The 23,267-nt window shown below is 57.5% G+C and carries 24 protein-coding genes; 8 read left to right on the forward strand and 16 right to left on the reverse strand.

Annotated elements, in window-relative coordinates; genetic code table 11:
* The first annotated feature begins 127 nt into the window (after positions 1–127).
* Together HLUCCO03_RS15510 and HLUCCO03_RS15515 are read left to right on the forward strand one after the other, a co-directional pair.
* Positions 128–1,099 carry a tRNA-dihydrouridine synthase gene (locus HLUCCO03_RS15510; protein ID WP_027831751.1) on the forward strand — a complete coding sequence of 324 codons (972 nt, stop codon included), beginning with the start codon at positions 128–130 and terminating at the stop codon, positions 1,097–1,099.
* A gap of 111 nt (positions 1,100–1,210) precedes the next feature.
* Complete coding sequence (locus HLUCCO03_RS15515) at positions 1,211–2,200, forward strand: MBL fold metallo-hydrolase (protein WP_027831752.1); 990 nt, start codon at positions 1,211–1,213, stop codon at positions 2,198–2,200.
* A gap of 20 nt (positions 2,201–2,220) precedes the next feature.
* Here the strand turns inward: HLUCCO03_RS15515 and HLUCCO03_RS15520 are convergent, their stop codons facing one another.
* Complete coding sequence (locus HLUCCO03_RS15520; RefSeq protein ID WP_027831753.1) at positions 2,221–3,240, reverse strand: class I fructose-bisphosphate aldolase; 1,020 nt, start codon at positions 3,238–3,240, stop codon at positions 2,221–2,223.
* A 163-nt stretch (positions 3,241–3,403) separates the two neighbouring features.
* Between HLUCCO03_RS15520 and HLUCCO03_RS15525 the strand changes: the two genes are divergently transcribed.
* On the forward strand, positions 3,404–5,479 hold the full coding sequence (locus HLUCCO03_RS15525) for a dehydrogenase (protein WP_036197425.1): 2,076 nt from the start codon (positions 3,404–3,406) through the stop codon (positions 5,477–5,479).
* On the opposite strand, the gene HLUCCO03_RS15530 is transcribed toward HLUCCO03_RS15525, so the two are convergent.
* The 5 genes from HLUCCO03_RS15530 to HLUCCO03_RS15550 all read right to left on the reverse strand — a co-directional run bounded on the left by HLUCCO03_RS15530 (position 5,476) and on the right by HLUCCO03_RS15550 (position 9,377).
* Entirely contained in the window at positions 5,476–5,745 is a 270-nt protein-coding gene (locus HLUCCO03_RS15530; protein ID WP_027831755.1) for a CDGSH iron-sulfur domain-containing protein, read from the reverse strand. The genes HLUCCO03_RS15525 and HLUCCO03_RS15530 overlap by 4 nt on opposite strands.
* Positions 5,746–5,808: 63 nt before the next feature.
* Positions 5,809–6,774, reverse strand: coding sequence for a putative zinc-binding metallopeptidase (locus tag HLUCCO03_RS15535; RefSeq protein ID WP_027831756.1), 966 nt, complete (start codon positions 6,772–6,774; stop codon positions 5,809–5,811).
* Between the two features lie 68 nt (positions 6,775–6,842).
* Positions 6,843–8,144, reverse strand: coding sequence for a cation:proton antiporter (locus tag HLUCCO03_RS15540; protein WP_027831757.1), 1,302 nt, complete (start codon positions 8,142–8,144; stop codon positions 6,843–6,845).
* 120 nt (positions 8,145–8,264) lie between these two features.
* Entirely contained in the window at positions 8,265–9,011 is a 747-nt protein-coding gene (locus HLUCCO03_RS15545) for a sterol desaturase family protein (RefSeq protein WP_027831758.1), read from the reverse strand.
* A 69-nt stretch (positions 9,012–9,080) separates the two neighbouring features.
* The gene (locus HLUCCO03_RS15550) at positions 9,081–9,377 is read right to left on the reverse strand and encodes a PEP-CTERM sorting domain-containing protein (RefSeq protein WP_155939918.1); all 297 of its coding nucleotides are present in this window, start codon (positions 9,375–9,377) and stop codon (positions 9,081–9,083) included.
* Positions 9,378–9,516: 139 nt separating this feature from the next.
* Between HLUCCO03_RS15550 and HLUCCO03_RS15555 the strand changes: the two genes are divergently transcribed.
* Positions 9,517–10,251, forward strand: coding sequence for a Crp/Fnr family transcriptional regulator (locus tag HLUCCO03_RS15555; RefSeq protein WP_027831759.1), 735 nt, complete (start codon positions 9,517–9,519; stop codon positions 10,249–10,251).
* On the opposite strand, the gene HLUCCO03_RS15560 is transcribed toward HLUCCO03_RS15555, so the two are convergent.
* The 3 genes from HLUCCO03_RS15560 to HLUCCO03_RS15570 form a co-directional block, all read right to left on the reverse strand.
* Positions 10,233–11,156, reverse strand: a complete 924-nt coding sequence (locus HLUCCO03_RS15560; RefSeq protein WP_197025660.1) for a diguanylate cyclase — start codon at positions 11,154–11,156, stop codon at positions 10,233–10,235. The two genes, HLUCCO03_RS15555 and HLUCCO03_RS15560, sit on opposite strands and share 19 nt — an antisense overlap.
* Before the next feature lie 149 nt (positions 11,157–11,305).
* Positions 11,306–12,166 carry an OmpA family protein gene (locus HLUCCO03_RS15565; RefSeq protein ID WP_027831760.1) on the reverse strand — a complete coding sequence of 287 codons (861 nt, stop codon included), beginning with the start codon at positions 12,164–12,166 and terminating at the stop codon, positions 11,306–11,308.
* On the reverse strand, positions 12,163–12,525 hold the full coding sequence (locus tag HLUCCO03_RS15570; protein ID WP_051603832.1) for a DUF4398 domain-containing protein: 363 nt from the start codon (positions 12,523–12,525) through the stop codon (positions 12,163–12,165). The genes HLUCCO03_RS15565 and HLUCCO03_RS15570 overlap by 4 nt, the downstream gene beginning before the upstream one ends.
* A 276-nt stretch (positions 12,526–12,801) precedes the next feature.
* Between HLUCCO03_RS15570 and HLUCCO03_RS15575 the strand changes: the two genes are divergently transcribed.
* The 3 genes from HLUCCO03_RS15575 (at position 12,802) to HLUCCO03_RS15585 (ending at position 16,626) form a co-directional block, all read left to right on the forward strand.
* Complete coding sequence (locus HLUCCO03_RS15575; RefSeq protein ID WP_051603833.1) at positions 12,802–13,428, forward strand: PAS domain-containing protein; 627 nt, start codon at positions 12,802–12,804, stop codon at positions 13,426–13,428.
* Positions 13,428–15,956 (forward strand): chemotaxis protein CheB, encoded by a 2,529-nt coding sequence (locus HLUCCO03_RS15580; RefSeq protein ID WP_051603834.1) that lies wholly within the window; start codon positions 13,428–13,430, stop codon positions 15,954–15,956. Before HLUCCO03_RS15575 ends, HLUCCO03_RS15580 begins: the two co-directional genes overlap by 1 nt.
* Before the next feature lie 193 nt (positions 15,957–16,149).
* Positions 16,150–16,626 (forward strand): PRC-barrel domain-containing protein, encoded by a 477-nt coding sequence (locus tag HLUCCO03_RS15585; protein ID WP_027831764.1) that lies wholly within the window; start codon positions 16,150–16,152, stop codon positions 16,624–16,626.
* 36 nt (positions 16,627–16,662) lie between these two features.
* Here the strand turns inward: HLUCCO03_RS15585 and HLUCCO03_RS15590 are convergent, their stop codons facing one another.
* Positions 16,663–17,967, reverse strand: a complete 1,305-nt coding sequence (locus HLUCCO03_RS15590; protein ID WP_027831765.1) for a DUF2254 domain-containing protein — start codon at positions 17,965–17,967, stop codon at positions 16,663–16,665.
* 195 nt (positions 17,968–18,162) lie between these two features.
* On the opposite strand from HLUCCO03_RS15590, the gene HLUCCO03_RS15595 reads away from it, so the two are divergent.
* Positions 18,163–18,852 (forward strand): matrixin family metalloprotease, encoded by a 690-nt coding sequence (locus HLUCCO03_RS15595; protein WP_081813621.1) that lies wholly within the window; start codon positions 18,163–18,165, stop codon positions 18,850–18,852.
* Between the two features lie 32 nt (positions 18,853–18,884).
* Here HLUCCO03_RS15595 and HLUCCO03_RS15600 read toward each other — a convergent pair whose 3' ends face one another.
* The 6 genes from HLUCCO03_RS15600 to HLUCCO03_RS15625 form a co-directional block, all read right to left on the reverse strand.
* On the reverse strand, positions 18,885–19,208 hold the full coding sequence (locus HLUCCO03_RS15600; RefSeq protein WP_027831766.1) for a hypothetical protein: 324 nt from the start codon (positions 19,206–19,208) through the stop codon (positions 18,885–18,887).
* A gap of 213 nt (positions 19,209–19,421) precedes the next feature.
* A complete protein-coding gene (locus HLUCCO03_RS15605; protein WP_051603835.1) occupies positions 19,422–20,336 on the reverse strand; it encodes a diguanylate cyclase in 915 nt (304 codons plus the stop codon).
* An 81-nt stretch (positions 20,337–20,417) separates the two neighbouring features.
* Positions 20,418–21,149 (reverse strand): glucose 1-dehydrogenase, encoded by a 732-nt coding sequence (locus HLUCCO03_RS15610; RefSeq protein WP_027831767.1) that lies wholly within the window; start codon positions 21,147–21,149, stop codon positions 20,418–20,420.
* A 3-nt stretch (positions 21,150–21,152) separates the two neighbouring features.
* Positions 21,153–22,388 carry a cation:proton antiporter gene (locus HLUCCO03_RS15615; protein ID WP_197025661.1) on the reverse strand — a complete coding sequence of 412 codons (1,236 nt, stop codon included), beginning with the start codon at positions 22,386–22,388 and terminating at the stop codon, positions 21,153–21,155.
* A gap of 51 nt (positions 22,389–22,439) precedes the next feature.
* Positions 22,440–22,652, reverse strand: coding sequence for a hypothetical protein (locus tag HLUCCO03_RS15620; RefSeq protein ID WP_027831768.1), 213 nt, complete (start codon positions 22,650–22,652; stop codon positions 22,440–22,442).
* Positions 22,653–22,741: 89 nt separating this feature from the next.
* Positions 22,742–23,224 (reverse strand): Lrp/AsnC family transcriptional regulator, encoded by a 483-nt coding sequence (locus HLUCCO03_RS15625; protein WP_027831769.1) that lies wholly within the window; start codon positions 23,222–23,224, stop codon positions 22,742–22,744.
* Between the last annotated feature and the right edge of the window lie 43 nt (positions 23,225–23,267).

Consider the following 23,267-nt stretch of genomic DNA (forward strand, 5'->3'; position numbering starts at 1 on the left):
CCGACGACTGGGCACCCCGGTAACGGGGTGCCCGTCTACCAACTTCCCGCCAAATTACTTACAATCCGCCCCGCCTGATTTTTGATCAGCCTCAATCTACACAGATAGCCTTGTTACCGGAGCATCCATGCGCATCATCCTCGCCCCTATGGAAGGGCTGGTCGACGCACCCATCCGTGAAACCCTGACCCAGGTCGGTGGTATTGACCGGTGCGTGACGGAATTCATTCGCGTAACCCACGGCATGCTGCCACCCAGGGTGTTCTACAAGTACGCTCCGGAACTCCATAATCAGTCGCTTACCCGGGCAGGCATACCCGTGGCTGTCCAGTTGCTGGGGTCAGACCCCGACCAGATGGCCCGTCATGGCGTAAAAGCCGCTGAGCTGGGCGCAACCCGGGTGGACATCAACTTCGGCTGCCCCGCCAAAACCGTCAACAAACACAAGGGCGGTTGTGTACTGATGCGTGAACCGGAACTGATGCACGGGATAGTTGCTTCGGTACGTCAGGCGGTGCCGTCAAACGTGCCGGTCACCGCCAAAATGCGTCTGGGGTACGATGATCGCTCCATGGGCGTTGCCTGTGCCCAGGCACTGGAAGCCGCCGGCGCGGAGGAAATCGTCATCCACGCCCGTAGCAAGGTGGATGGATACAAGCCGCCTGCATACTGGGAGGAAATTGCCCGGGCCCGGGAAGCGGTGAAAACCCACATCATTGCCAACGGTGAAATATGGACCGTCGCCGATTACTGGCGTTGCCGCGACGTGTCCGGCTGCGAAGATGTGATGATCGGCCGCGGTCTGATTGCCCGCCCGGACCTGGCCCGACAGATCAAAGCCAGCCAGCAGGGCAGGGTCGTACCGGATATGACCTGGCCGGAAGCCGTTGCACTGGTTCGTGAATACGCCACCGTTTTACAGGGCTGGCTGGAAGACCGCTATGTAACCGGCCGTATCAAGCAATGGCTCAATTTCCTGCGCCAGGGCTTTGTGGAGGCGGAAGCCCTGTGGCCAGAGGCCCGCAAGATCCGCCAGGTGGCTCCCATGATGGCCTGTCTTGAGAAACCGGTGTCCGAAACACGAACCCGCGCTGCCTGACGTTATCTTCTTACCCCGATTCCCTCTGCGGTCTACACTGGTACCAACGGCGTTGCCTTTCGTATCAGTACAGGGACCAACAATAAACGAGATAAAAAAGGGGGGTACAACATGTCACCAGGTTCTGTTCGAAATACCCTGGCTGTTGCGGGGGCAGCTGGCTGCCTGATGCTCGCCGCAGCTTTGCCGGCCAAGGCGAGTGAGCATGTGGTCAAGGTCACGCCGCTTGGCAGCCACGATGGTGAATTCTGCAGCCGCGATCGGGCGCTGGTATTTGAAGATCCGAATGGCACGCGCATTCTGTATGACGCGGGCCGGACGGTTGCCGGGCCGGAGGACCCCCGTCTGGGCGACATTGATGTGATTCTTGTCTCTCATATGCACGGTGACCACGTGGGCGATCAGCGCATTCGTGAGACCAACCAGGGCAGTTGCGCATCCCCGGACACCGGAGTATCAACACTGCCGCAATCCAACACAGTCGATATTGCCGTCAAGAAGAATTCAAAGATCGTCACCGGCAGTGAAATGCCGGCATTTTTTGCGGCCAAACTGAAAGATAACGGTGGTGATGCCGCAAACTCCCTGCTGGTGCGTTTCGGTGGCGAGCGCGAAGTGGGTGGTGTGGCGATCACGACCGTTCCGGCGGTTCACAGTAACGGCGTTGCCCCGTCATTCCTGACAGGGCCGCTGGCGGAACACCTCAAAGCCGCTGGCGTAGGGGCCAGTGTTGGGCCGCCTACCGGCTATGTGCTGACTTTCTCCAACGGGCTGGTGGTGTATCTGTCTGGCGATACCGGCATCACCGCCGAACAGAAACTGGTGGTGAACGAGCATTATGGCGCCGAACTGGTCGTAATGAATATCGGTGACACCTTCACCACCGGGCCAAAAGAAGCGGCCTATGTGATCAATGACCTGATCCGTCCGAAGGCGGTGATCGCGTCCCATGCCAATGAAGCGGCCACGGAAAAGGGCAAGGTGCGCGAAGATACGCGCACCGGAGAGTTTGTCAGCCTGTCTTCAGTGCCGGTGCATGTGCCTCTCAGCGGGAAAACCTTGAGCTTTGACGCCGATGCAGGTTGCACCGAAGGGTGCTAGATCCGAAGGCTGACTCGGGGTCAGCCTTCCTCCATGTCCGCTGAGTAGCGCCCCAGGGTTGCCAGGCTGTTGAGTTTTGCCCTTTTCAGCAGGGCTGTCTGGGCCGCTGCCTTGTTTGAGGAAATGCCGGCCCAGGCTTTCTGTGCCGGCTCCTGAAGGGCTCGGCCGTATGAAAAGCTCAATACCCAGGGCTGGGATGCGCCGCTGTTGATGGCGTTGAGGTTGAGGGTGGCTTCCTCGGGTGTCTGGCCGCCGGACAGGAAATTGATGCCGGGAACCGCTGCCGGCACCACTCGCCGGAATACCCGCAAGGTATGCTCTGCGACCTCTTCGGGGCTGGCTTTCTGGCCGTTGGCATTGCCGGGGGTGACCATGCTTGGCTTGAGAATCATGGTTTCCGGTTCAACCCGGTGGCGTCGCAGGGCCCGGAACACTTCGCCAATCACCGCCTCATTGACATCGGCGCTGCGCTCAATGGTGTGGCTGCCGTTAATTAGCACTTCCGGCTCCACGATCGGCACAATGCCGCAGGACTGACAGATTGCCGCATACCGGGCCAGCACCTCGGCATTGGCCTCAATCGCCGCGAGACTGGGGTTCATATCGGTGATGTGGTAAACGTTCCGCCATTTGGCAAACCGTGCCCCCAGCTCCTTGTACTGTTCCAGCCGCTGGGCCAGGCCGTCCAGGCCTTCGGTAATCTCGTCACCCGGTGCATTCACCATCGGGCCCTTGCCCTTGTCTACCTTGATGCCGGGAATGACACCCTGGCTGGCGGCAATCGATGGCAGCGGCTTGCCGTCGTCGGATTTCTGGCCCAGGGTTTCTTCAAAGAGAATCACGCCACTGACGAAGTCGCCCAGCCCCGCCGTGTCCAGCAGCAGGTTGCGGTATTCGCGGCGTTTTTCTTCGCTGGATTCAACACCAACCGCCTTGAACCGTTTGGCGATGGTTGGGTGGCTTTCATCCGCCGCGAGTATTCCCTTGCCGGGCTGAACCAGTTCCCGGATTGTGGCGTCAAGTTCTTCCTGAATGGTCATAGTGAGCTCCTGATTGATCCGTAACGGTCTGAGCGTGAATTTGCGCTGTTATCTCATTGTAGACGGTGATTCGCGCTCTGGAATTTGATCTGGGCTAAGGCAAAATCGGATGCTGTGAATTAGGCTGTGAGTGATAACAACAGTAAACAGGGAATGGGTGAAAATGAAAACCGTTGTCAGTGTCAGCCAGGGATCCACCGAGTACGACTACGACCTTGAAACCGAGTTCCTGGGGCAGCCCTTCCGCATTATCCGCATAGGTACGGACGGCGATCTTTCCAGGGCGGAAGCGGCGCTTGAATCGGTTCACTCACAGGCAGACGCCATCGGCCTGAGCATGATTCATGATCACTACGAAGTGGGCCGGGAGCAACTGGAACACCCGGACACTGCCCGTCTGGAAGCCTGTGTGCCTGACAAACCGGTTACCACAGGCGCCGGCCTGCGCGCGATTCTTCAGGAGTGGGCGGTACGGCATACGCAATCGGAGCTGGGGCATTTCTTTGATAACGCCCGGGTGCTGTTCATGAACGGCCAGGCCGGATATCGCATAGCCAAAGCCCTTTCCGAGCATACGGATAACCTGTTCTTCGCCGACCCATACACCGATTTCGGTGTGCCCAGGATGCTGACATCACTGAAGCAGCTGGAAACCTATACCTCACTGACGGCTCCGATCATGTTCAGGCCGTCAGCGGTAAAAGCCATCGAGACCATCCTGCGGACACCGCTGTACCGGCTGGGTGAGGGGCTTGTCAAAGGCTCCCTGCACCATGCGGTTTCCGAGGCCCATGTTATTGTCGCGGCCATCGGCGATCTGGAGCATTTCACCCACAAGGAACTGGATGGCAAAACAGTCATCACCTCCCGGGTAACCGAAACCGCACTCGACTGGATGCGTTCCCGCCGTGTCGCCATGGTGGTTGACTACAGCCCCTGGCTGGAAGGCCGGCCGGTGGGTGTCAACGTGATGGAAGCGATGATCAGCGCAGCGCTTTCCCGGACGCCGGAGCAACTGGGGCCGGATGACTTCCTGGATGTCATCCAGAGCCTTGGTATCGAGCCCCGGATTCTGTACCCGAACGGTTATCGCCGGGTAAACCGGTTCGCCTTTGTGATTCATCCGCTCTCGCAACAGTACCTCACCAAGACCCCACCGCTGGACTGGATTGCAAGTGTGTCGCCGCCAGCGGTGATGAACCTGGTGGAAAAGGCCATCGCCTATACGCCGCCGTTTATCTATTCAAAGATTTCCGGCATCCGGTCGCCCACCGGCGATGAAGTGGAGGGGTGGCTGATCACCGTGGGGGGGACACCCCGGGAAATCATGGCCCACGGGCCGGAGTTCACCTATTCGAGGCTGCTGCAGGCCGCGAATCTGGCGAAGAAAATGGGCGCCCAGGTGATGGGGCTGGGAGCCTTCACCAAAGTGGTGGGGGATGCCGGCATTACCGTGGCGAAGCGGGCACCGTTGCCGATCACCACCGGAAACAGCTACAGCGCCTCTGGCGCGCTCTGGGCCGCCCATGATGCCATGAAGAAAATAGGGCGGGTGAGTATCGGCCCCAGCGGGAAAGTCGCCGGCAAGGCCATGGTGGTTGGCGCAACCGGTGCCATTGGCTCTGTATGCGCACGCCTGCTGGCCAAAGCGGTGGATGAAATCTATCTGGCCGCGCCAGAGCCTGCCAAACTGCTGGCGCTGAAAGAAAGCATCGAGCAGGAAACACCGGGGGCCATTGTGCATGTGGCCGGCTCTGCAGAGCGGGATCTGGCGGAGATGGATATGATCGTTACTGCCACCTCCGGTGCGGGCAAGCGCATTCTGGACATCATGAAGGTAAAACCGGGCTGCGTGATCACAGATGTTGCCCGGCCGCTGGACATTCCAGCCGAAGACGTGGCCCGGCGACCGGATGTTCTGGTGATCGAGTCCGGAGAAATCCAGCTGCCGGGGGAAGTCCGCATGAAGGACATCGGCCTGCCCAGGGGCATCGCCTACGCCTGTCTGGCGGAGACCATCGTGTTGGCGCTGGAAGGGCGGTTCGAAAACTTTACCCTCGGCCGTAATATCGAGTGGGAGAAGGTGCGGGAAATCTACAAGCTGGGCCTGAAACACGGCATGAAGCTGGCCGCCATCTCCGGGGTGAATGGTGTATTCACCGAGGAAGATTTCGAACGCGTGCGAACCCTGGCAGCCAGCAAAGATACTCAGGCAGAGGAATCAACCACGCCGGCCTAAGGGCCCTCCTTGCCGACCTGGTCCTTGTCGAACTGGTTGTGGGTACCGTCACAGTAGGGAGCGTTGCCGGTATACTTGCACTGGCAGAGCACCGCATCCTCGTCTTTCTCCGCCACGAAGCTTTTGGGCTTGAAACCGGTTCCCTTGTGGGAACCGTCACAGAAGGGTTGATCCCCGGAGCGCCCGCAGGTGCAGAACAGGTACTTCTCGTCCTTTTTCAGTGTCACTTTCCTGGGTTTGTTGTCTGCGATGACCGGATTGCTCATGAGGTGGCTCCTTTCTGATTTCACAAAGTTACGCCAGTGCCCGGGTATTGGATTGTAAGGCCCTTAAAGGCCCTGGGCACCCCGTCGCAGCCAGTCGTGCACAAAGGCAAGCTTCTGGCGCGCGAAGCTGGAGAGTACGAACGGATACAGGTCCGACAGCCCCATGGAGCGGTTCACGTGGTTCACCCCTACGGCAATAGAGGCGGCAATGTGAATCAGGCGCTGGGCATCGGGTTCTGAATAGGGATCCCAGCCGGGGCCCGGGACTTCCGGCGAGGTCAGGCCGGACGCTACGAAACTGTCGGTCAGGTCCGTCAGGTGCAGCAAGTGCGCAGCCGTCTCGGCCCAGTCTTCATGGGGATGGGCAGAGGCGTAGCTGGTCAGGTAATACCGCTTCCAGTCCTGCGGTGGGCCATTCTCGTAGTGGTGCTGCAGTGCGCCGGGGTAGCTGATCCGTTCATCACCGAACATGGCCCGGAAGGCGTCCATGAAATCCTCGCGCAGGCTGAGCCGCCACCACAGCATGTGGGAAATCTCGTGGCGCATATGGCCAATCATGGTCCGGTAGGGCTCTTCCAGCGCTTCCCGCCGGGCGGTTCGCAACACGGGGTCCGCCTCGGCCACACTGATGGTGACGACACCCTGGGCATGGCCCATGGGCACGGGCGTGGGGCCCTCGGCCAGCATGTGGAAAACCGGCCGTGCACCGGGATCTTCCGGCCGGAACCAGTGCCAGCGCCCCAGGTTATCAATTGCCCAGCGCTTGGCCGCCTCGGTTTTGGCCCAGTTAGGAATGGCATTGGGAATGGACGGATCCGGCGCCAGCGCTGTCATGGCACAGGAACGACAGAAAGCACCTTGTTCGGGCGCAATCCAGTTGCAGCCAATTACATCCCGATTGGCGCAGAATGGCGGCATGGGCAGGAACGCCCTTGCCTGGGGGTCATAAGCGACAGGGGTTCCGTCAGCGGTGGCAAGATTATCAAACCAGAGTGAGCCGGAACCGACCGGGTTTGCGAATACGCGCATAAATAAGTCATCCAGCTGAGTGAAGTTTCAGTATAGGAGCTGCCGGAGCGCAGTGTCGAACCTGATGGCTACCCCGGCGAGCTATTCCTGTTTTTTCCATGCCAGAACCGGGCAATGGCAGGCTTCACGCTAACGCCATGTACCAGGATCGACAGGGCGACCACAACCAGGGTCAGGTGAATCAGCTCCAGGGCTATGTCTTCCGGCAGTCCATGCTGGATGGCGTACATCAGGTAATAGAGTGACCCGATACCCCGAACACCAAACCATCCGGCCATGTTACGCAGGCGAGCGGGTGTTCCGCTCCCCAACATGCCCAGATGAACACTGACAGGGCGGGCAACAAAGAAAAGGAAAGCTGCGAAGCCGACTGCCCGCCAGCTCCATGAATCCCAGAACAGTGAACCACCAATCAGCAGAACCAGCACAATCTCGGCCAGTTTTTCGAGGTGTTCATTGAAGACAAGGGAGCTTTGATGAATGTGCGCAATGGGCTGGGGCGGATCACCCGGCTTTGTCTCTCCGGATGTAGCGTCGGAATAGCTCTGCTTCAGCCCTGTCAGCTTCAGTTCTGTGTGCCGCAAGGCCACGGCAGCGCTGAAGACCGCCAGGAAACCCCAGGCGTCTACCAGCAGGCTGATGCCATAGGCGAACGCGATCAGCCCGAGCCCCAGAAAGCTCTCCATGAACTCGGTGCCGGAATAGGTGGTGCGCATCTTATGCACGAGCCAGCCCACGCCAATGCCCGCCAGAATGCCAATGCCAATGCCAGCACCTGTGGCCCATACCACATCCAGTGCCAGCCAACGCCAGCCACTGTCGCCCAGGTCGTGCAGCCCCAGCAGTCCCAGACCCAGCATCACAAAGGGAAAGGCACTGCCATCGTTGATTCCCGCCTCGCAGGTCAATCCGAACCGCAGCTGGTCCGGGTCATCGGCGTGCCGAATCTGTACTTCCGTGGCCAGCACGGGGTCTGTGGGGGCCACCACGGCACCGAGCAAAACGGCAGCACCAAGGGGCAGGGCAAGCCAGTAGTAACCAAAGAGGGTGACCAGGCCGACCGTCAGTGCCATTGACACAACAGCCAGCCTGAGCGGCGTGCGCCAGCGCCTGAACGTGACCGGTGCGGGCATTTTTACACCGGTACAGTAGAGTGAGATGAGGACCGCGATCTCTGTCAGTAATTCCAGTAGCGCGGATTCTTCCAGGGGATTGAAATGAAACAGGTTCAATCCCATTGGCCCGACCACGAATCCGATGCACAGATACACAATGGCCGAGGTGGCTGGCACGGTTTTGATGTAGGAGGCGGTAAAGCCCACTACCAGCAGCAGTGAGCCAAGTAATATGAACCAGGTAGCTGTGGTCATGGTTAACTCAGTGTTGATGTGGTTTCGTCAGGGCCTGATGACTATTACGGCACGCAACCATGCACCCTTTATCGGGTATTTGCCAGCCGATAACCCGGTACTTTGTTTACGTTTCGGTAATCACCGGCGCAGTGGTAGCGTGAGTAAAGAGCCCAGGCGCTGATCGTCCGCCTCGGCAAACTCCGCAAGACCGAATGAGTCGGGTTCCGGGTGCCGCCGGGGGCAGGTGAAAGTGCCAAACACTCTGTCCCAGATCGTCAATACCTCGCCAAAGTTGGAGTCCGTCTGGGGCTGGAGCCTGGAATGGTGGAATTGGTGGGAACCCGGGGTGACGAAAACAAGGTTGATCAGGGATTCTGCGCGGGCATCCAGGCGAATGTTCGAGTGCGCCAGCAGTTGGGTTACTTTCAGAGCGACCACATAGGGGATTACCTGCAATGGCGTCAGTGACAGCGTCGCCATGACAATATAGATAACCACCAAGCTGACGATCACTTCCCCCGGGTGATGCCGAAACGTGGTGGAAAAATCCAGCTCGAGATCACAGTGGTGAATCCGATGCAGGCGCCAGAGTGCTCTGAAATGATGATGGGCACGGTGGAGCCAGTAGCTGGCCAGATCCAGGATCAGGAAGGCAATCAGCGCTCCGGCGATCGGGTGCAGGGAAGAAGAGGAAGACGCTGGCAGCAGCAGAACCGGAATCAGAACCGGAGATGCCAGAAGAACCGCTTCATTGATAAACCCCAGGCTCAGGTTGTTAAACCAGCGGTCAAAGCGATCATGGATAAGCGCCCTTCGGGAGAAACGACACTCTGCCGCGAGAATCAGCGGAATGCAGATCAGATAAAGAATCTGGTAGGTGGCCATGGCTCTCTATCCGGGGCAGTCAGGTCAGCGTCCCTGCTGTATTGTCCCTTGGTCTTCTCACAGCCCCTGCTACTTACGGAATTTCCGGGCGATAAAGAGGGCGGCCACGCTGGCTGCGAACAGGCCCAACATGCCGGGTTCAGGAACCACTACCGCGGTTCCTGCCATTGCTGAGGTAGAAAGCAGTGAAACGGTGAGTCCGGTCATCAGGTTTTTCATAGCGAATCTTCCATGTAATGGATTCAGTATGGAAGCAGCATATTTCAGGCCAGAGGTGTAGATGCACACAGAATCAATGATCTGTATTTTTTGGAAAATGGGAGGTGTAAAAATATCCGGCGGTTTGGAGGCAACTTGTTGCGTCAACGGAACAGGTATGTCCCCTTATCATGGGTTTTCTATGCTAGATTAGGAACTGTTAAGTGAGCGGTAACGCCGGGTAGTTCAAGCAGTCACCGAAACAGGTAGTGTTTTCACTAACCACAATATCTCAGAAGAGATTTAAATGACTGATACACCTGGACCACTGCACAACAGGCTGCTTGCAGCACTGTCGGAAGATGCCCGGCAGCGAATATTTCCGAAACTGAAGCCAGTAGAAATGTCGCTTGGTGACGTTATCTATGAGTCTGGCCAGACCATAGACTATGTCTACTTTCCGGTGGACTGCATTATTTCCCTGCTGTACGTAATGATGAACGGTGCTTCTGCCGAGATTTCAGTAGTGGGAAGAGAGGGCATGGCCGGCGTTGCCGTTGTGATGGGTGGTGAAAGCACGCCGAACCGGTTGATTGTGCAGAGCCATGGGCATGCCTATAGAATGCCCGCTGCCGAACTGAAACAGGAATTCAACGATTATTCGGAAGTTCGCGTTCTCACGTTGCGTTTTACCCAGGCACTTATCACCCAGATGTCCCAGACGGCTGTGTGCAACCGCCACCACTCCATCGACCAGCAACTGTGCCGCTGGTTGCTGCTGTCCCTCGATCGCCTGGAAAGCAATACACTGAATATGACCCAGGAACTGATCGCCAACATGCTCGGCGTGCGCCGTGAGGGCGTGACTGAAGCGGCGGGCAAACTCCAGAAAAAGGGAATTATCACTTACCAGCGCGGACATATCACGGTGATCGACCGTGCGAAAATGGAGTCGTTGAGCTGCGAATGTTACGCCGTAGTTAAACGTGAAACAGACCGTCTGGAAGCCACAAGTGCAAACCTTCAGGCGGTTCGTCCGTGATTCGGTATCGGGGCATCCCGTAATTTGTTCCTGCGCTGTTTGCGCGATGTCTTGACCCGATACATGGCAGCGTCCGCGTGGGGCAGCAATGCCTCCAGTGTTTCGCCATCGTTGGGGAACAGGCTTATACCGACGCTGAGTTTGACTGAGGGCTTATAACCACCAACCCGCAACAGGTCGGCCGCGGCTTCTCGTACCTTGTCGACCACGGCAAAAGCCTGTTCATGTTCTGTCAGGTCGCTTAACAGCACGACAAATTCATCGCCGCCATGCCGGCACACGTGATCCGTGGCACGCACACAGCCCAGCAGCCTTTGCCCCAGCGCTTTCAGGATCTCGTCGCCGACGCTGTGGCCCAGGGTGTCATTCACTTCCTTGAAATTGTCCAGATCGATGAACAACATCACCATTTTCTTGCCGTGCCTGCGGGCCAGTGCTGCTGCCTGCTCGAAGCGCTCTGCGAAGGCGTAGCGGTTAAGTAGGCCCGTGAGCGAATCATGTTGCGCCAGATACGCCATTCTGGCGGTTGTTTCGGCGGAATAGCGGGAATCATGAAACTTGATCAGCGCGCCAATTACCTCGCCGTTCGCGTTGTAGAGTGGAGTGGCTGCATCTTCGATGGCCAGCTCACTACCGTCGCGTGTTCTGAGCAAAGAGCTGTTATGCAAATCAACCGCCAGGCCACTGTCCATAACATGGTGCGCGAGATTGGCCCTGGTTACCCGGGTAGCCACGTCAATGACCCGGAATATCTCGTCCAGAGGCCGGCCGATCGCCTCCTTGCGGCTGAATCCGGTCAGCTTTTCCGCCGCGCGGTTCATGTAGGTGATCGTTGCCTGGGTATCCGTACCCAGTACGGCATCGCCAACAAAATCGAGTATTGCATCCGCCCACTGGTTGTCCACGCAGGAAGTCTCTTTTCTGTTGGTGGCCGTGAGTTTCGTGTTCTGCGATTCACCATTGCAACCAGCGCTGTTCACGCCGTTGCCGCTTTTTCGAGCCGCAACAGGCACAAAAGGTATTGTCCTGGATGATCCCAACATGGCTGTGATCCCTAGTTCTCGATAATGACTTCGACGCGGCGGTTCTGTTGACGTCCGGTTGCAGAGTCATTGCTGGCAACCGGGCGATCAAAGCCCAGCCCGGATACATCCAGCCGGCGGCTCTGCACGCCATGGTCAATCAGATAACGGCGCACCGACTCGGCTCGTTGCCTTGAAAGCGTCTGGTTGAACTGTGCGCTGCCAACGTTATCCGTGTGGCCTTCAATCAGAACATTCCTGTCCGGGTATTCATTGAGAAAGTCCACGAGCTTTTCCAGGTTGCGGTTGGAGCCGCCCTGAAGCTCGGCGCTGCCAGTGGCAAACAATACGTCTCCCAGAGTCAGCACGAGGCCACGCTCGGTGGCTTCGGCCTCAAGCTCGTCAATCTGTCTCTGCATTTCCTCGGCGGCTTTTTCTGACATGGCCGCCGCCGCAGACTCGGAGCTGCGTGCGCTTTCCGCATCTGCACGGGCGCTGTCTGCCTCAAGCGTGCGGGCAGCAAGCCTGGCGGCATCCCGCTGCTCAGCCAGGAGCTGCCGGTCTGCTTCTGCCTTGCGGGTGGTGGCTTTTGCCCTGGCGATTTCCACCATGCGGTCCGCCATGTAAACGCGGTGGTCAGCTAGCTCGGCTTCGTCTTTGTCAACCGGCTGTTCAGCCAGTTCGACAGCGGCTTCTGCATCGCGAAGCTCGGTGCGAGCGTTATTGGCCATGTCGGGATTACGCTGCAGTTCCGTCAGCTTTTCACGTACATCCAGTGCAGCGGGTGGGGTTTCGGGCGCCATGGCGCACGCAGTCAGCAATAACGAGGACAATACGATCGTAGCGCCGGCTTTGCCGCCAAACGGTTTTTTCAGTAACGATATGGTATTCATTTCTGCTCTCCCTGCCGCCCCATTTCCACATCCAGGGCATCGGCATCGCGCTCGAACTGGCGATTGATTTCCGTTGCCTTGGCGGCCTGTGTTCTTGCAATGGCCAGTTCAGCGGCCACCCGCGCCTGCTGCGCCAGTTGGTCAGCCTCGGTCATGGCTTCTTCGGCCACGGCTTTCTCCGCCATGACGAGCATTGCGCGGGCTTCTTCCAGCTCCGCAGGGGCGTATTGCCTTGCGTCTGCCTGCTCGGCACTTTCGATCGCGTCGTTTGCGGCATTCAAAGACTCTTCAGGGGGTAAGGGTGCCGAAGCACAGGCCACCAGTAGTGATACCAGTGCGAGGCCGAAAATCAGTGGCATTCGTCGGCCTGGGAAGTGAAAGATCTTCATAGCGATGCTCCCGGTTAATCCGGAGCTATCAGGTACCCCCTTTGGGGGCCAGATACTTGCGAATCGATTGCGCTCGCAGACTCTCCTTATTTCACTGAATTTAACAATTTGGCGCCAGTGTTTCGGTACGCTAACGCACACAGGGCGCTGAATCTGATGTTTATGTTACCGCCACTGTCTAAAGCCTGTTGTGCGGAGTAGTATGAATAGCAGTAACGGCTGAAAAGCCTTAACAAGGAGCCACTAATGACAACCATCGAGGAGATGTCCTGGGCCGAGAACCGGGCCCACCTGCGCGATTACGCCGAAGCGCTGATCAGCGATGGGGCTGCTGCTGCATCCAGAATCGGGGGTGGAGCTCTGGGGGTTGAGGCCCTGGAACTTCTGTACCGACGGGCCAGCAACCCTGATTTTGCCGCCGATGCGTTGAAGCTCCTTCACGAGCTGCAGACCCACCAGGTAGAACTTGATATTCTGCTTGAACAGATCCAGGCCAGCGAATCCGAACTGACCGAGGAACTGGCCCATTATCAGACGCTTTACAAGCTCGCCCCGATGGCCTACCTGGTGGTATCCCGCAATGGCCGGGTTGTTGAAAGTAACGCGGCCGCGTGCAGTCTGTTGGGTTTTGCGCCGGAACATTCGGAAGAGCAAACACTGACCCAGTACCTGGCATCCCCGGGGCGTGCCGATGTGGCAAATATGATTGAGTCGCTCAAGGTCCCGGGTTCAACCGGAACCTGCACCGCGCAACTTGCCGGACAACCGGAACTCCATCTGTCGATCAGGGCCAGCCTGAGCCCGTCCGGAGATAACGTCTTGATGGTGGTTTCCCCTTGTCCGGTGCCTGACACTGACTCCGCCCTGACCTGATGCGTATTGTAGGTATCGGAGCATCCGCTGGCGGCCTTGCAGCACTTGAGGACTTTTTCCGCCACACGCCAGCGGATACCGGGATGGCGTTTATCGTTGTTCAGCATCTGGACCCGACCCAGAAAGCCCTGTTGCCGGAACTGCTGCAACGGTTTACCGACATGCCGGTTCAGGAAGCCCGGCAAGACCAGCACATCCAGCCCAATACCGTTTATGTTATCCCTTCCAACGCTGAGCTAACGGTGACGGATAATCTGCTGAAACTGCAGCAGCCCCGTGAGCCAAGGGGGATGCGCTTACCGATCAACGTGTTGTTTTCCTCACTGGCCAGCGCCCGGAGCGAACGGGCCATTGCTGTTGTACTTTCAGGAATGGGTTCTGACGGCACACTGGGCCTGCAGGCCATCAGGGCCACCGGCGGACTTGCCGTTGTACAGGAACCGGGTTCCGCGGAGTTTGATGCCATGCCGCTAAGTGCCATCGCTGCCGGTTGCGCGGATATCGTTGCCCCGGCCAGCGAACTTCCCGGGCGGATACTGTCTTACAATACCCACGTTACCGAACCGGACGAGAGTAAGCCCCCGGCCAGGTCGCTGGAGCCCATCGATGCGATTATCGGGATACTACAACAGAATACCCGGCACGACTTTTCTCTTTACAAGCCCAGTACGCTGTTGCGGAGAATAGAACGCCGTATGGCGATTCATGGCATCGCGACCATGCCTGACTACATTCGATACCTGGAAGAGAACAGCCAGGAAGTGCAGTTGCTGTTCAAGGAATTGCTGATAGGGGTAACTTCCTTTTTCCGCGACCCTGATGCCTGGGATTATCTTTGCAAGGAAGCGCTGCCGGCGCTGATTGAACGGAATCGGAGTGGCACGGGCCTGAGAGCATGGGTTGTGGGCTGCTCCACTGGTGAAGAGGCCTATTCCCTGGCGATGGTAATCACCGAAGTTCTGGAGCAGGTGAAGCCGAAGCAGGATATCGGCTTCCAGATTTTCGCTTCGGATCTGAGCCTCGAGGCCATAGCCGTAGCCCGTGCTGGTCGATACCCTGAAAGCATCGAAGCACAGGTATCGAAACAGAGGCTTGCCCGTTTCTTCACCAGAAGCGATAACGGTTACCAGATCAATCAGCCCATCCGCGACAAGGTTCTGTTTGCCCAGCATGACGTTATTCTGGACCCGCCGTTCACAAAGCTTGACCTGCTTGCCTGTCGCAATCTGCTGATTTATTTCGACCCCATGCTGCAGCGTCGGCTGCTGCCATTGTTTCACTACAGCCTGCGGGAGAATGGCCTGCTGATGCTGGGCAATTCGGAGACCGTGGGCAGGCTGAACCATCTGTTTGAGCCCCTGAAGCAGAGACTGCGCCTTTACCGAAGGTTGCCGCACGATTCCATCAGCGGCTCCAGTTTCCTTTTAAAGTCCTTTCCTCCGTTATCCACTCTATCCAAGGAGCAACCCGTGCCTGTGCCCACCGTTCCCCACAAGGGCAGCGAGAACCTGCAAACTGCTGCCGATCATCTGTTGTTGCAGGTGTATGCTCCGGCGGCAGTGGTGCTGAACCGGGATGCCGACATCGTCTATATCAGTGGGCGCACCGGCAAGTATCTTGAGCCGGCGGCCGGCAAAGCCAACTGGAATATCCATGCCATGGCGCGGGAGGGGTTGCGTACACCCCTGTATACAGCGTTGAAACAGGCGGCGGCCCAGCGCGAACCGGTGGAGCTCCACAATGTGGCCGTCGAGACTGGGGCAGGGGTGCAGCATGTGGATGTAACGGTACAGGCGCTGAGCGACCCCGCAGCGCTTAAAGGCATGACCATGGTGGTATTCCGTGAGGCACCCGCCGTCGCCCGGAGCAAACGCTCAAAGCGGTCCCCGGCAGCGGTCAACGACCAGTCGGAGGAAATCCTCAGGTACCAGCAGGCCATCGAGCAGCTGAGCGAAGAAGCCAGGCTCTCCAGGGAAGAGCTTCAGGCCTCCAATGAAGAACTGCAATCCACCAACGAGGAACTCCAGTCTGCAAATGAAGAACTGACCTCGTCCAAGGAGGAAATGCAGTCGATGAACGAAGAGTTGCAGACCATCAATGCCGAATTGCAGGCCAAACTGGACGACCTGGCGCTGGCACAAAGCGACATGCAGAATGTGCTCAACAGCATTGAAATTGCCATTCTGTTCATGGACCAGAATCTGAATGTGCGCCGCTACACCGCCCGGGCATCCAACATTATCAGCCTGCGGGAAAGCGATGTTGGGCGTCCTCTCAGTGAGCTGACCACCATCCTCGACTACCCGGAGCTGGAAGAGGATGCACGGGAGACGCTCAATACCCTTGTGGTTTGTGAAAAGCAGATTGCAACCAACGATGGCCGCTGGTTTTCTATCCGGATCATTCCTTACCGCCGGCTCGACAACGTCATTGACGGCGTGGTTATGACCATGGTCGACATTACCGACACGAAAGAACTGGAATCGAGCTTGCGTAAAGAGTCCGCGTCGCCGCCGAGCTCACGCTAGGCTCGCCCCTCTTGGTGTTTTAGCGAACAGACCGGCCGGTTCTCCCGGGGTACTTTGAAACCTCATCCTGAATCTGATGTTGAGCCTTAGTTCAGACCGTTCCCGGCAATGAAGCCGGAATGGGGAAAGCCGTGATGAGGCGACAGGTCGGAGCATTTTCTCTGGCTTGCATACCCGATTCGAGGAGAATCCAATGAAAACACTACATTCACTTGCCTTTTATGCACTGGTCACACCGGCAATAGCCCTGGGTTCAGGCGCTGTGTTTGCAGAACAAACTGACGACAAGGATGCTGCTATGGAGGAAAAGAGCACCCAGGATGACCAGAAAATGAGCGATCAGTCCGGCATGAAAAGTGAGAGCTATATGGACTCTGTGCCGGCCGGCGGTATACAGGCGAGTGACCTGATCAGCGCCGAGATCAGAACCAATGATGAAGAGGAAGTGGGTTCGGTGACTGACCTGATTATTGACAAGGATGGCAAGGTTGCTGCCGTGGTAGTCGGGGTTGGCGGATTCCTGGGCCTGGCTGAGAAAGACGTCGCGATTGGCTGGGATGATGTAACCATGTCACGCGCCACGGACGATTCTGAGGAGCTGGACCTTCGCATTAACATGACTCGTGATGATCTGAACGCTGCGCCGAGTTATGAAGATATGAGTGAGTGAAAGCCAGGTCCACCCATGAATGTCAGGGTGGATTGATTAAACGGGAGGGGCCTCTGTCCTGAATTCAGGGGCCGAAAATTCAGCATTCCGGCGCACAGCGTTGATATCTTCCTGAAGCGACATGGAGTGCTCCGAACGTGCCAGAGCCATTCGTGAATGCTTTCTGGCAGCGGCGGTCATCGCATCGTCATCAGTTTCCGCCAGAGCCCGGAGAGCTTTCTGCAGTCGAATGGACACTTCAACCATGCCCGCTCCGTCGCGGGCAATTGCGGTAAAGGCATCGTCAAACAAGTCATCGATCACCAGCTCCGGAACCGATACGCGGTTATAAGCGATCGCCTGCAACCTGTCCCCTTCACGCGGGGATTGCCAGAGCGTAAACAGTCGCACCAGTGTGCCAATGACGTTGATTGCAGTTCCAGGGTCATTGATGCCAGGCGACAGCGCCTTGTCGGCGATCTCTGACAACGCAAGAAGCCCGAAGCGGGGATCATCTTCAAAGGTACGGCTTGAGCCAATGGTGAAGGCGCCTGCGAAAGCATCCGGCCTGAACGCTTCGCCCAGCTTAATATCCCCCTCGATACAAAGCAGTGGCCGGTGTCCGCTCACAAATGCGCCCGGAAGTGCCTCCACCGTTACGTGGCAATCGAGAGCTTCCGCGCAGGATTGTAACGTCTCCAGATCAATATGCTGGACATAGCCAACCGTCGAAGAAAATACCGGAACACCGTTGTCAGCAGCCGGGTGAGGGGAGGCGGTCAGTGCACCGAGCGTGGGGGAGTGCCGGCGACGGTCCAGTGCTTCGCCCGCTGCCCTCTCCGCTTTCTCAATGGTATTGACCACTCTGCCGAGCCGGGCAATCCTGTCCACCCAGCGAACGAACGTGATGATGACAATGGCGAACACCAGAAGGGTGAGCGTGAAGATCGCAAACCGGCCGGCAGCGTCAAACATGTCATTCTGAACGGTTATCAGGGAAACAATACTGAAGATGAAGGCGCCTATAAACGCAGACAATGCGTTCTGGGTAACATCATCAGCGATCACCAGTGGTATCGAGCGAGGTGTACCGCCGGCGCTGGCCGATGCGTAGGCGGCAACCATGGAGCCCACGGCAAAGGTCGCAATAACCAGCATGCTCGAAGCCATGATGGACAGCAGTGACTTGATGGATTCCGGGGTAATGTCGGGCACCACACTGGCAAGACCCATATCGTCAGCCAGCATGGCGATGAATGTGCCGCTAACAGAAAGCACGCAAAGTACCAGTGGCTTGACCCACAAACGCTCGCTCAACCGATTGATAATAAAGCGCAGTTTGTCCCATCCACTGAATATCATCTTGTTGGTCCTGCTGGCTGTCGTTAATGAATTTTCAGGATTGCCCTGACCCCTGGTATCAGCTTTCAGTAAACAATCCCTTACCAAACTACAACCGATAACTGTAATGGTTGCCAGTATTCTGTTCCGATGAATCGAGTCCTGGTATGGCGGAAACGCCGCTTTCCCTTCGGGTATATCATCAGAGCACTGACAGTGGCTGCACTCTTGCCACTGTCGCTCCCATTGCTTGCTGCAGACGCGAAAGACGGGTATCGGCTGCTTGAACTGGAAGGCTCCAAAGTCAAATGGGGTGAGCAGACGCTAGGTGTCGGAGCGAGCATCAGCTACGCCTTTGCTGACGAAACAATGCGGTTTGACGATGCGCGCAACTGTGGTGTTCTGGCCCCCATGAAAGCGCTTTCGGGCGAGGACCTGCCCTTCGAGACGCTGGTGCGCGAGACGGCAGCGGCGTTTCAGGTATGGGAGCGTGCTGCCGATCTCTCTTTTCATCGGGTTGCGGATGCCCGGGATGCGGATATCATTCTCGGAGCGCAGGGCCAGCCGCGCCGGCGGGCTTTCGCCAACGTATCCTACGCACCTGATGAGAAAGAGGGCGTGCGCACCATCACCCAGTCGCTGGTGTGCCTGAACCCCGAACAGAAATGGAAAGTCGGGTTTGGTGGCGATAAGGAAGTCTACGACATTCGCTACACGCTGATTCATGAGATTGGTCATGCCGTTGGCCTGGACCATCCCGGCCCATCCGGGCAGCTGATGGGGTTTCGCTATACGGAAGACTTCCCCGGGCTGCAGCCCGGGGATCTGCTTGGCATCCGGCGGCTCTACGGGCGCGGAGCCAGTGGCAGCCAACTTGCCGATGGCCCGGGTGGTCACATTCAATAGCAAAAGCTCTTCAAGGCTCTCAGGTGGTGGTTTTACTGGTCCCACTCCTGCGGATCAATAGCGTACAAGGCTTCGCTGTCAAGGGAGTTCTCCGAATACTGCAGAGTTGAATGGGCTTCCACCCAGGTGCCGGTGTGTTCCTGCATCAGGAAATTTTTCGGAGATTGCTCCGGTGTTTCCGCGAAGATCAGGCTGAACACAAGGACGTGCAGGGCACCAATGATTTTCCCGAGAATCCAGACAAGGAACACCAGGGTGCCCATCAGGGTGATTGTATTGATGGTGGCGAAAGCGTAGCGGAATGTCCGTTGCTTGCCGGACTGAAAATCGACAGGCGTTATCCTCTCGGATTTCATGAGTTTCCCTCTCTTTTATGCGTCTCACCAACCTATTGGCGGCCCGTGAGCCCTGGGCGCGGTTCTCAGGTTGCGAAACTGTCACTCCAGCTTGAGTGTGGCCGGGTTCCTTGTCAGTGCGCTGGCGCACCTAACAATGTCTTTGTGCCTATTCGCCGAGCTGAGTGAGGGAAGGGCACCGATCAGGCACCGGATCATCGAAAAGATCGAGGTTCAGAGAAGGTCGGGAGAAGGGTGGCGCTGTTTTCCCCGGCGGGCCTGGCCCATGCTATACCGTTTACCGCCATCCCGTTTTGCCACATACATGGCATCGTCGGCGTGCCGAATCAGGTGCAGGTCGTCGTGGCCGTGCTCAGGGTATATCGCAATGCCCAGGCTGGGGGCGGTATTGAGTGTTTCCCCATCTACGTTGTATGGCTCGCTCAGCGTGGCGATAATTTTATCCGCTACCACAGTAGCGTCTGTCGGTTCGCTGATGCCGTCCAGCAGAACGGCGAATTCGTCGCCGCCCAGGCGGCCAATGGTATCGGAGTCCCGCACACTCCGGATGAGGCGGTGGGCGACTTCCCTAAGCAGATGGTCACCCGTGGTATGGCCAAAGGTGTCGTTGATCTCCTTGAACCTGTCCATGTCCAGATAAAGCACTGCCAGCTTGGTTGAATCCCTTGCGGCCTTTTTCAGCGCAATTTGCAGACGATCCAGGAACAGCGCCCGGTTGGGCAGTTCCGTCAATTGGTCGTGCTGGGCAAGGTATTCCAGGCGGGAGTACATCTGCTTGCGCTCGGTAATATCCCGGGCGACGCCTATTCGCACCTGCTCTTCCTCCAGCCATTGGGTAGCCCACATGATCTGGACAATATGGCCGTCTTTATGCACATAGCGATTTTCATGATCGGTGGAGGGCTGGCCTGAATTGATACGTTCGACGACTGTCCGGGTAATGGAATGATCGTCCGGGTGTATGAATTCAAAGACGCTCCGGCCGATCATCTCATCGGGCCGGTAGCCGAAAACCCGTTCGCTGGCGGCACTGACAGACAGAAAACGACCCTCTATATCCACCACGCAGACTACGTCCAGGAGCAGATCCAGAAGCTTGTCGTTAGGTATGGGGGGATTTTTGTTCATGACGCTAACTATACTGCCAGGCATGCCGGCTTAGCCAGTGGGGGGAGAATGTTTAACAATTGGCCAGACCTGGTGTTGAGCTTACCTGCCACCGGCAACATCCAGAAAGGTTCCTGTCACATAGGTTGCCTCATCTGATAACAACCAGGCGATGGCGTTGGCAACTTCCTCCGGTTGTCCGCCCCGTTTGAGGGGAATGGACGGCGTCAGCCTGTCAACCCGGCCGGGTTCGCCACCATCAGCGTGGATATCGGTATGAATGAATCCGGGGCGAACCCCGTTGATACGAATATTTCGCTCCGCAGCTTCAACAGACAATCCCCTGGTAAGCGCGTCCATGGCGGCTTTGGAGGCGGCGTAATCCACGTATTCGAACGGTGAGCCCGTGCGAGCAGCCAGAGAGGAGACGTTCACGATCGCACCACCATCAGGCATGCGACGCATGGCTTCGCGACAGCACAGGAAGCAACTGGTCGTATTGGTGGTCATTACCCGGTTGAATCGTTCCACATCCATATCCACCAACCGGGACTGCGTGAACAGCACGCCCACGTTATTCACCAGGGCGGTTACCGGCCCGAGAGCCTTTTCCGTTGCATCAAACAGGGCAATAACGTCATGCTCCTGGCTGACGTCTGCCTGACAGGCAAGGGCGCTACCGCCTTGATCGGTAATCTCTGAAACCACGGCCTCCGCCTGGCTCGCACCGGAGCGATAGTTTACGCATACTGAGTAACCTCTGGCGGCCAGAAGCCTTGCTGTGGCGGCTCCGATACCGCGGCTGGAACCGGTGACGATAGCAACTTTGTTCATGGCTTATACTCGGTTGGGTGCATCTGGTCCTCCTGAGCGCAGCACCCGCCTTACAAGCACCGGACCAATCAGCTCAAAAATGATCGTTGAGGCGACCACTACCGGAAGAATGGTGTCACGCAGCTCCGGGAACCTCTCGGCTGCCAGCAAGGCCATGCCGATGGCCACGCCGGCCTGTGGTGTCAGCGCCAGGCCAATATTCCGGGGAAGCGCCTGGTGCCTTGCGCGATCGAACATTACCGCAACAAAGCCGCCGAACAGCCGGCCGGCCAGTCTCAGAAGAATATAGGCGAGCGTGAGAAGTATTGCATCGTCCGCTTTGTACAGATCAATACTTGCCCCGGATAGCACGAAGAAAAACACCAGAAATGGCCATTCAATGTGCTCGATTTCCCGGAATGACCGGGTATGGTGATAGGACAGGTTGGCGACCAGGCAACCGGCGACCATGGACGCCAGCAGCGCGGAAACCTCGAGCAATGAGGAAAGCCCGGCCAGCAGAAGTATCAGTGCAATGGCTTCAACCTGCGTGGGTTCTCCCGGCCGGAGGCGCCCGGTAAGCCAGGCGGCGGGCAGGCCAATGGCGAGGCCGATCAGTATTGCGCCACCCAGCTCCCAGAAGGCATGCAGCAGGGCCATTTGGCCATCGCCGCCCAGCACCCAGCCCAGCACGGCCATGCTCAACCCGAAAACGACGATACCCCAGCCATCATCAATCGCGACAATGCCCAGCAGGACGCCGGGTAGTAGCCCGGTACTCCTGTTCTCCCTGACGGTTTCACGCACAGCGGCGGGGTCGGTTGCCACTGAAATAGCGGCCAGTGATACAGCAACCACCAGAGGAAACCCGAGCAACATCAGCCCGGCTCCTACCAGAACGCCGCCGCCGATAATCACGAACAGTGATATAACCAGTATCAGCGGGCCGGTATTGCGCAGCCGGTCTGCCTTCAATTCGCTACCCAGCAGAAATGCGACCATCACCAGGGCCAGCTGGATCAGTGGCTCACTCAGACCACCGAGCAAGTCGCCGTTCCTGTCGCCAAGCCACACCTGTTGCACGAAGGCAATGCCAAGGCCCACGAGCATCAGAATGGAAATTCTCGGGATGCTGGTGCGCCTGGCAACGGTGTCGGCAAAAATGCTGGCAGACAGGATGACCCCCAACAGAATAATGTTCAGGGTGGACCGGGAAGGGTCCGCAGGTAGCCAGCCCGGCAGGTGATCAATCAACGGCACATTGTCTCTCCTGTTGGCCCTGAGTGCACCGTGGGGGACAAACGACTGCGTTCAGTAGCAGGAGTTTGGCGAAGAATCCGGGTTGATTTCCCCGGCCACTTCCTCGGGATCAATACCATGGCTGACCAGGACCTCCCTCACAAAATTCACCTGGGCCAGGATCCTGTCGGCATCGTCGCCATATTCGAAACGATTGATCTCCACCGGCTGGGGCATGAAGGTGAAGGCGGTTTTCAGGGCGGTGAGGGTGTCTGGGTCTGCCATAAAAGTAACCTCTATCGTGTGTGCCTGGGATGAATTCCGGCCTGATATCATAGTGGAAAGCAGTGTCGTGAACAGCCCCGCATCCGTTCTCAGGCTGGCAGGTGCGCCAGTGGCAACGGCGATTGGGGTTTAACCGTCTGAATTGCGAAGTTACTGCGAATATCACGAACACCCGGCAACTTGAGCAGTGTCGTGGTCAGAAAGTTCTCATAGGCGCGGAGATCCGGCACCACCACCTGTAACATGAAGTCGGACTCCCCGGAGACGAGGTGCGCCATAACCACTTCCGGTAAAACACTGACCGCTTCGCGAAACGCCTCTGCTTCTTTCTCCCGGTGGCGCTCGACCTTGATGCCCACGAATACGGTGAGCCCAAGCCCTACCTGTTCCTGATCCAGCACGGCACTGTAACCCTTTATGACGCCCCTTTCTTCCAGGAGGCGTACCCGGCGTGAACAGGGAGACGGGGATAGGCCGATCTCCGCTGCCAGATCGATGTTCGGCATGCGGCCGTCAGCCTGCAGTTTTTCCAGAATTTTCCGGTCAAATCGATCTAGCTTGTCAGTTGGCATAATTGTCATTATTTGACTGTTGAGTTGGTGATAGTGACTAAAT

The organism is Marinobacter sp. HL-58, from assembly GCF_001314605.1.
GTDB lineage: Bacteria > Pseudomonadota > Gammaproteobacteria > Pseudomonadales > Oleiphilaceae > Marinobacter.

What these genes read in the sequence shown, in the direction of transcription:
- HLUCCO03_RS15510 (WP_027831751.1), top strand. Translation starts at nt 128, where the DNA reads ATGCGCATCATCCTCGCCCCTATGGAAGGGCTGGTCGACGCACCCATC.
- HLUCCO03_RS15515 (WP_027831752.1), top strand. Translation starts at nt 1,211, where the DNA reads ATGTCACCAGGTTCTGTTCGAAATACCCTGGCTGTTGCGGGGGCAGCT.
- HLUCCO03_RS15520 (WP_027831753.1), bottom strand. Translation starts at nt 3,240, where the DNA reads ATGACCATTCAGGAAGAACTTGACGCCACAATCCGGGAACTGGTTCAG.
- HLUCCO03_RS15525 (WP_036197425.1), top strand. Translation starts at nt 3,404, where the DNA reads ATGAAAACCGTTGTCAGTGTCAGCCAGGGATCCACCGAGTACGACTAC.
- HLUCCO03_RS15530 (WP_027831755.1), bottom strand. Translation starts at nt 5,745, where the DNA reads ATGAGCAATCCGGTCATCGCAGACAACAAACCCAGGAAAGTGACACTG.
- HLUCCO03_RS15535 (WP_027831756.1), bottom strand. Translation starts at nt 6,774, where the DNA reads ATGCGCGTATTCGCAAACCCGGTCGGTTCCGGCTCACTCTGGTTTGAT.
- HLUCCO03_RS15540 (WP_027831757.1), bottom strand. Translation starts at nt 8,144, where the DNA reads ATGACCACAGCTACCTGGTTCATATTACTTGGCTCACTGCTGCTGGTA.
- HLUCCO03_RS15545 (WP_027831758.1), bottom strand. Translation starts at nt 9,011, where the DNA reads ATGGCCACCTACCAGATTCTTTATCTGATCTGCATTCCGCTGATTCTC.
- HLUCCO03_RS15555 (WP_027831759.1), top strand. Translation starts at nt 9,517, where the DNA reads ATGACTGATACACCTGGACCACTGCACAACAGGCTGCTTGCAGCACTG.
- HLUCCO03_RS15565 (WP_027831760.1), bottom strand. Translation starts at nt 12,166, where the DNA reads ATGAATACCATATCGTTACTGAAAAAACCGTTTGGCGGCAAAGCCGGC.
- HLUCCO03_RS15570 (WP_051603832.1), bottom strand. Translation starts at nt 12,525, where the DNA reads ATGCCACTGATTTTCGGCCTCGCACTGGTATCACTACTGGTGGCCTGT.
- HLUCCO03_RS15575 (WP_051603833.1), top strand. Translation starts at nt 12,802, where the DNA reads ATGACAACCATCGAGGAGATGTCCTGGGCCGAGAACCGGGCCCACCTG.
- HLUCCO03_RS15580 (WP_051603834.1), top strand. Translation starts at nt 13,428, where the DNA reads ATGCGTATTGTAGGTATCGGAGCATCCGCTGGCGGCCTTGCAGCACTT.
- HLUCCO03_RS15585 (WP_027831764.1), top strand. Translation starts at nt 16,150, where the DNA reads ATGAAAACACTACATTCACTTGCCTTTTATGCACTGGTCACACCGGCA.
- HLUCCO03_RS15590 (WP_027831765.1), bottom strand. Translation starts at nt 17,967, where the DNA reads ATGATATTCAGTGGATGGGACAAACTGCGCTTTATTATCAATCGGTTG.
- HLUCCO03_RS15600 (WP_027831766.1), bottom strand. Translation starts at nt 19,208, where the DNA reads ATGAAATCCGAGAGGATAACGCCTGTCGATTTTCAGTCCGGCAAGCAA.
- HLUCCO03_RS15605 (WP_051603835.1), bottom strand. Translation starts at nt 20,336, where the DNA reads ATGAACAAAAATCCCCCCATACCTAACGACAAGCTTCTGGATCTGCTC.
- HLUCCO03_RS15610 (WP_027831767.1), bottom strand. Translation starts at nt 21,149, where the DNA reads ATGAACAAAGTTGCTATCGTCACCGGTTCCAGCCGCGGTATCGGAGCC.
- HLUCCO03_RS15620 (WP_027831768.1), bottom strand. Translation starts at nt 22,652, where the DNA reads ATGGCAGACCCAGACACCCTCACCGCCCTGAAAACCGCCTTCACCTTC.
- HLUCCO03_RS15625 (WP_027831769.1), bottom strand. Translation starts at nt 23,224, where the DNA reads ATGCCAACTGACAAGCTAGATCGATTTGACCGGAAAATTCTGGAAAAA.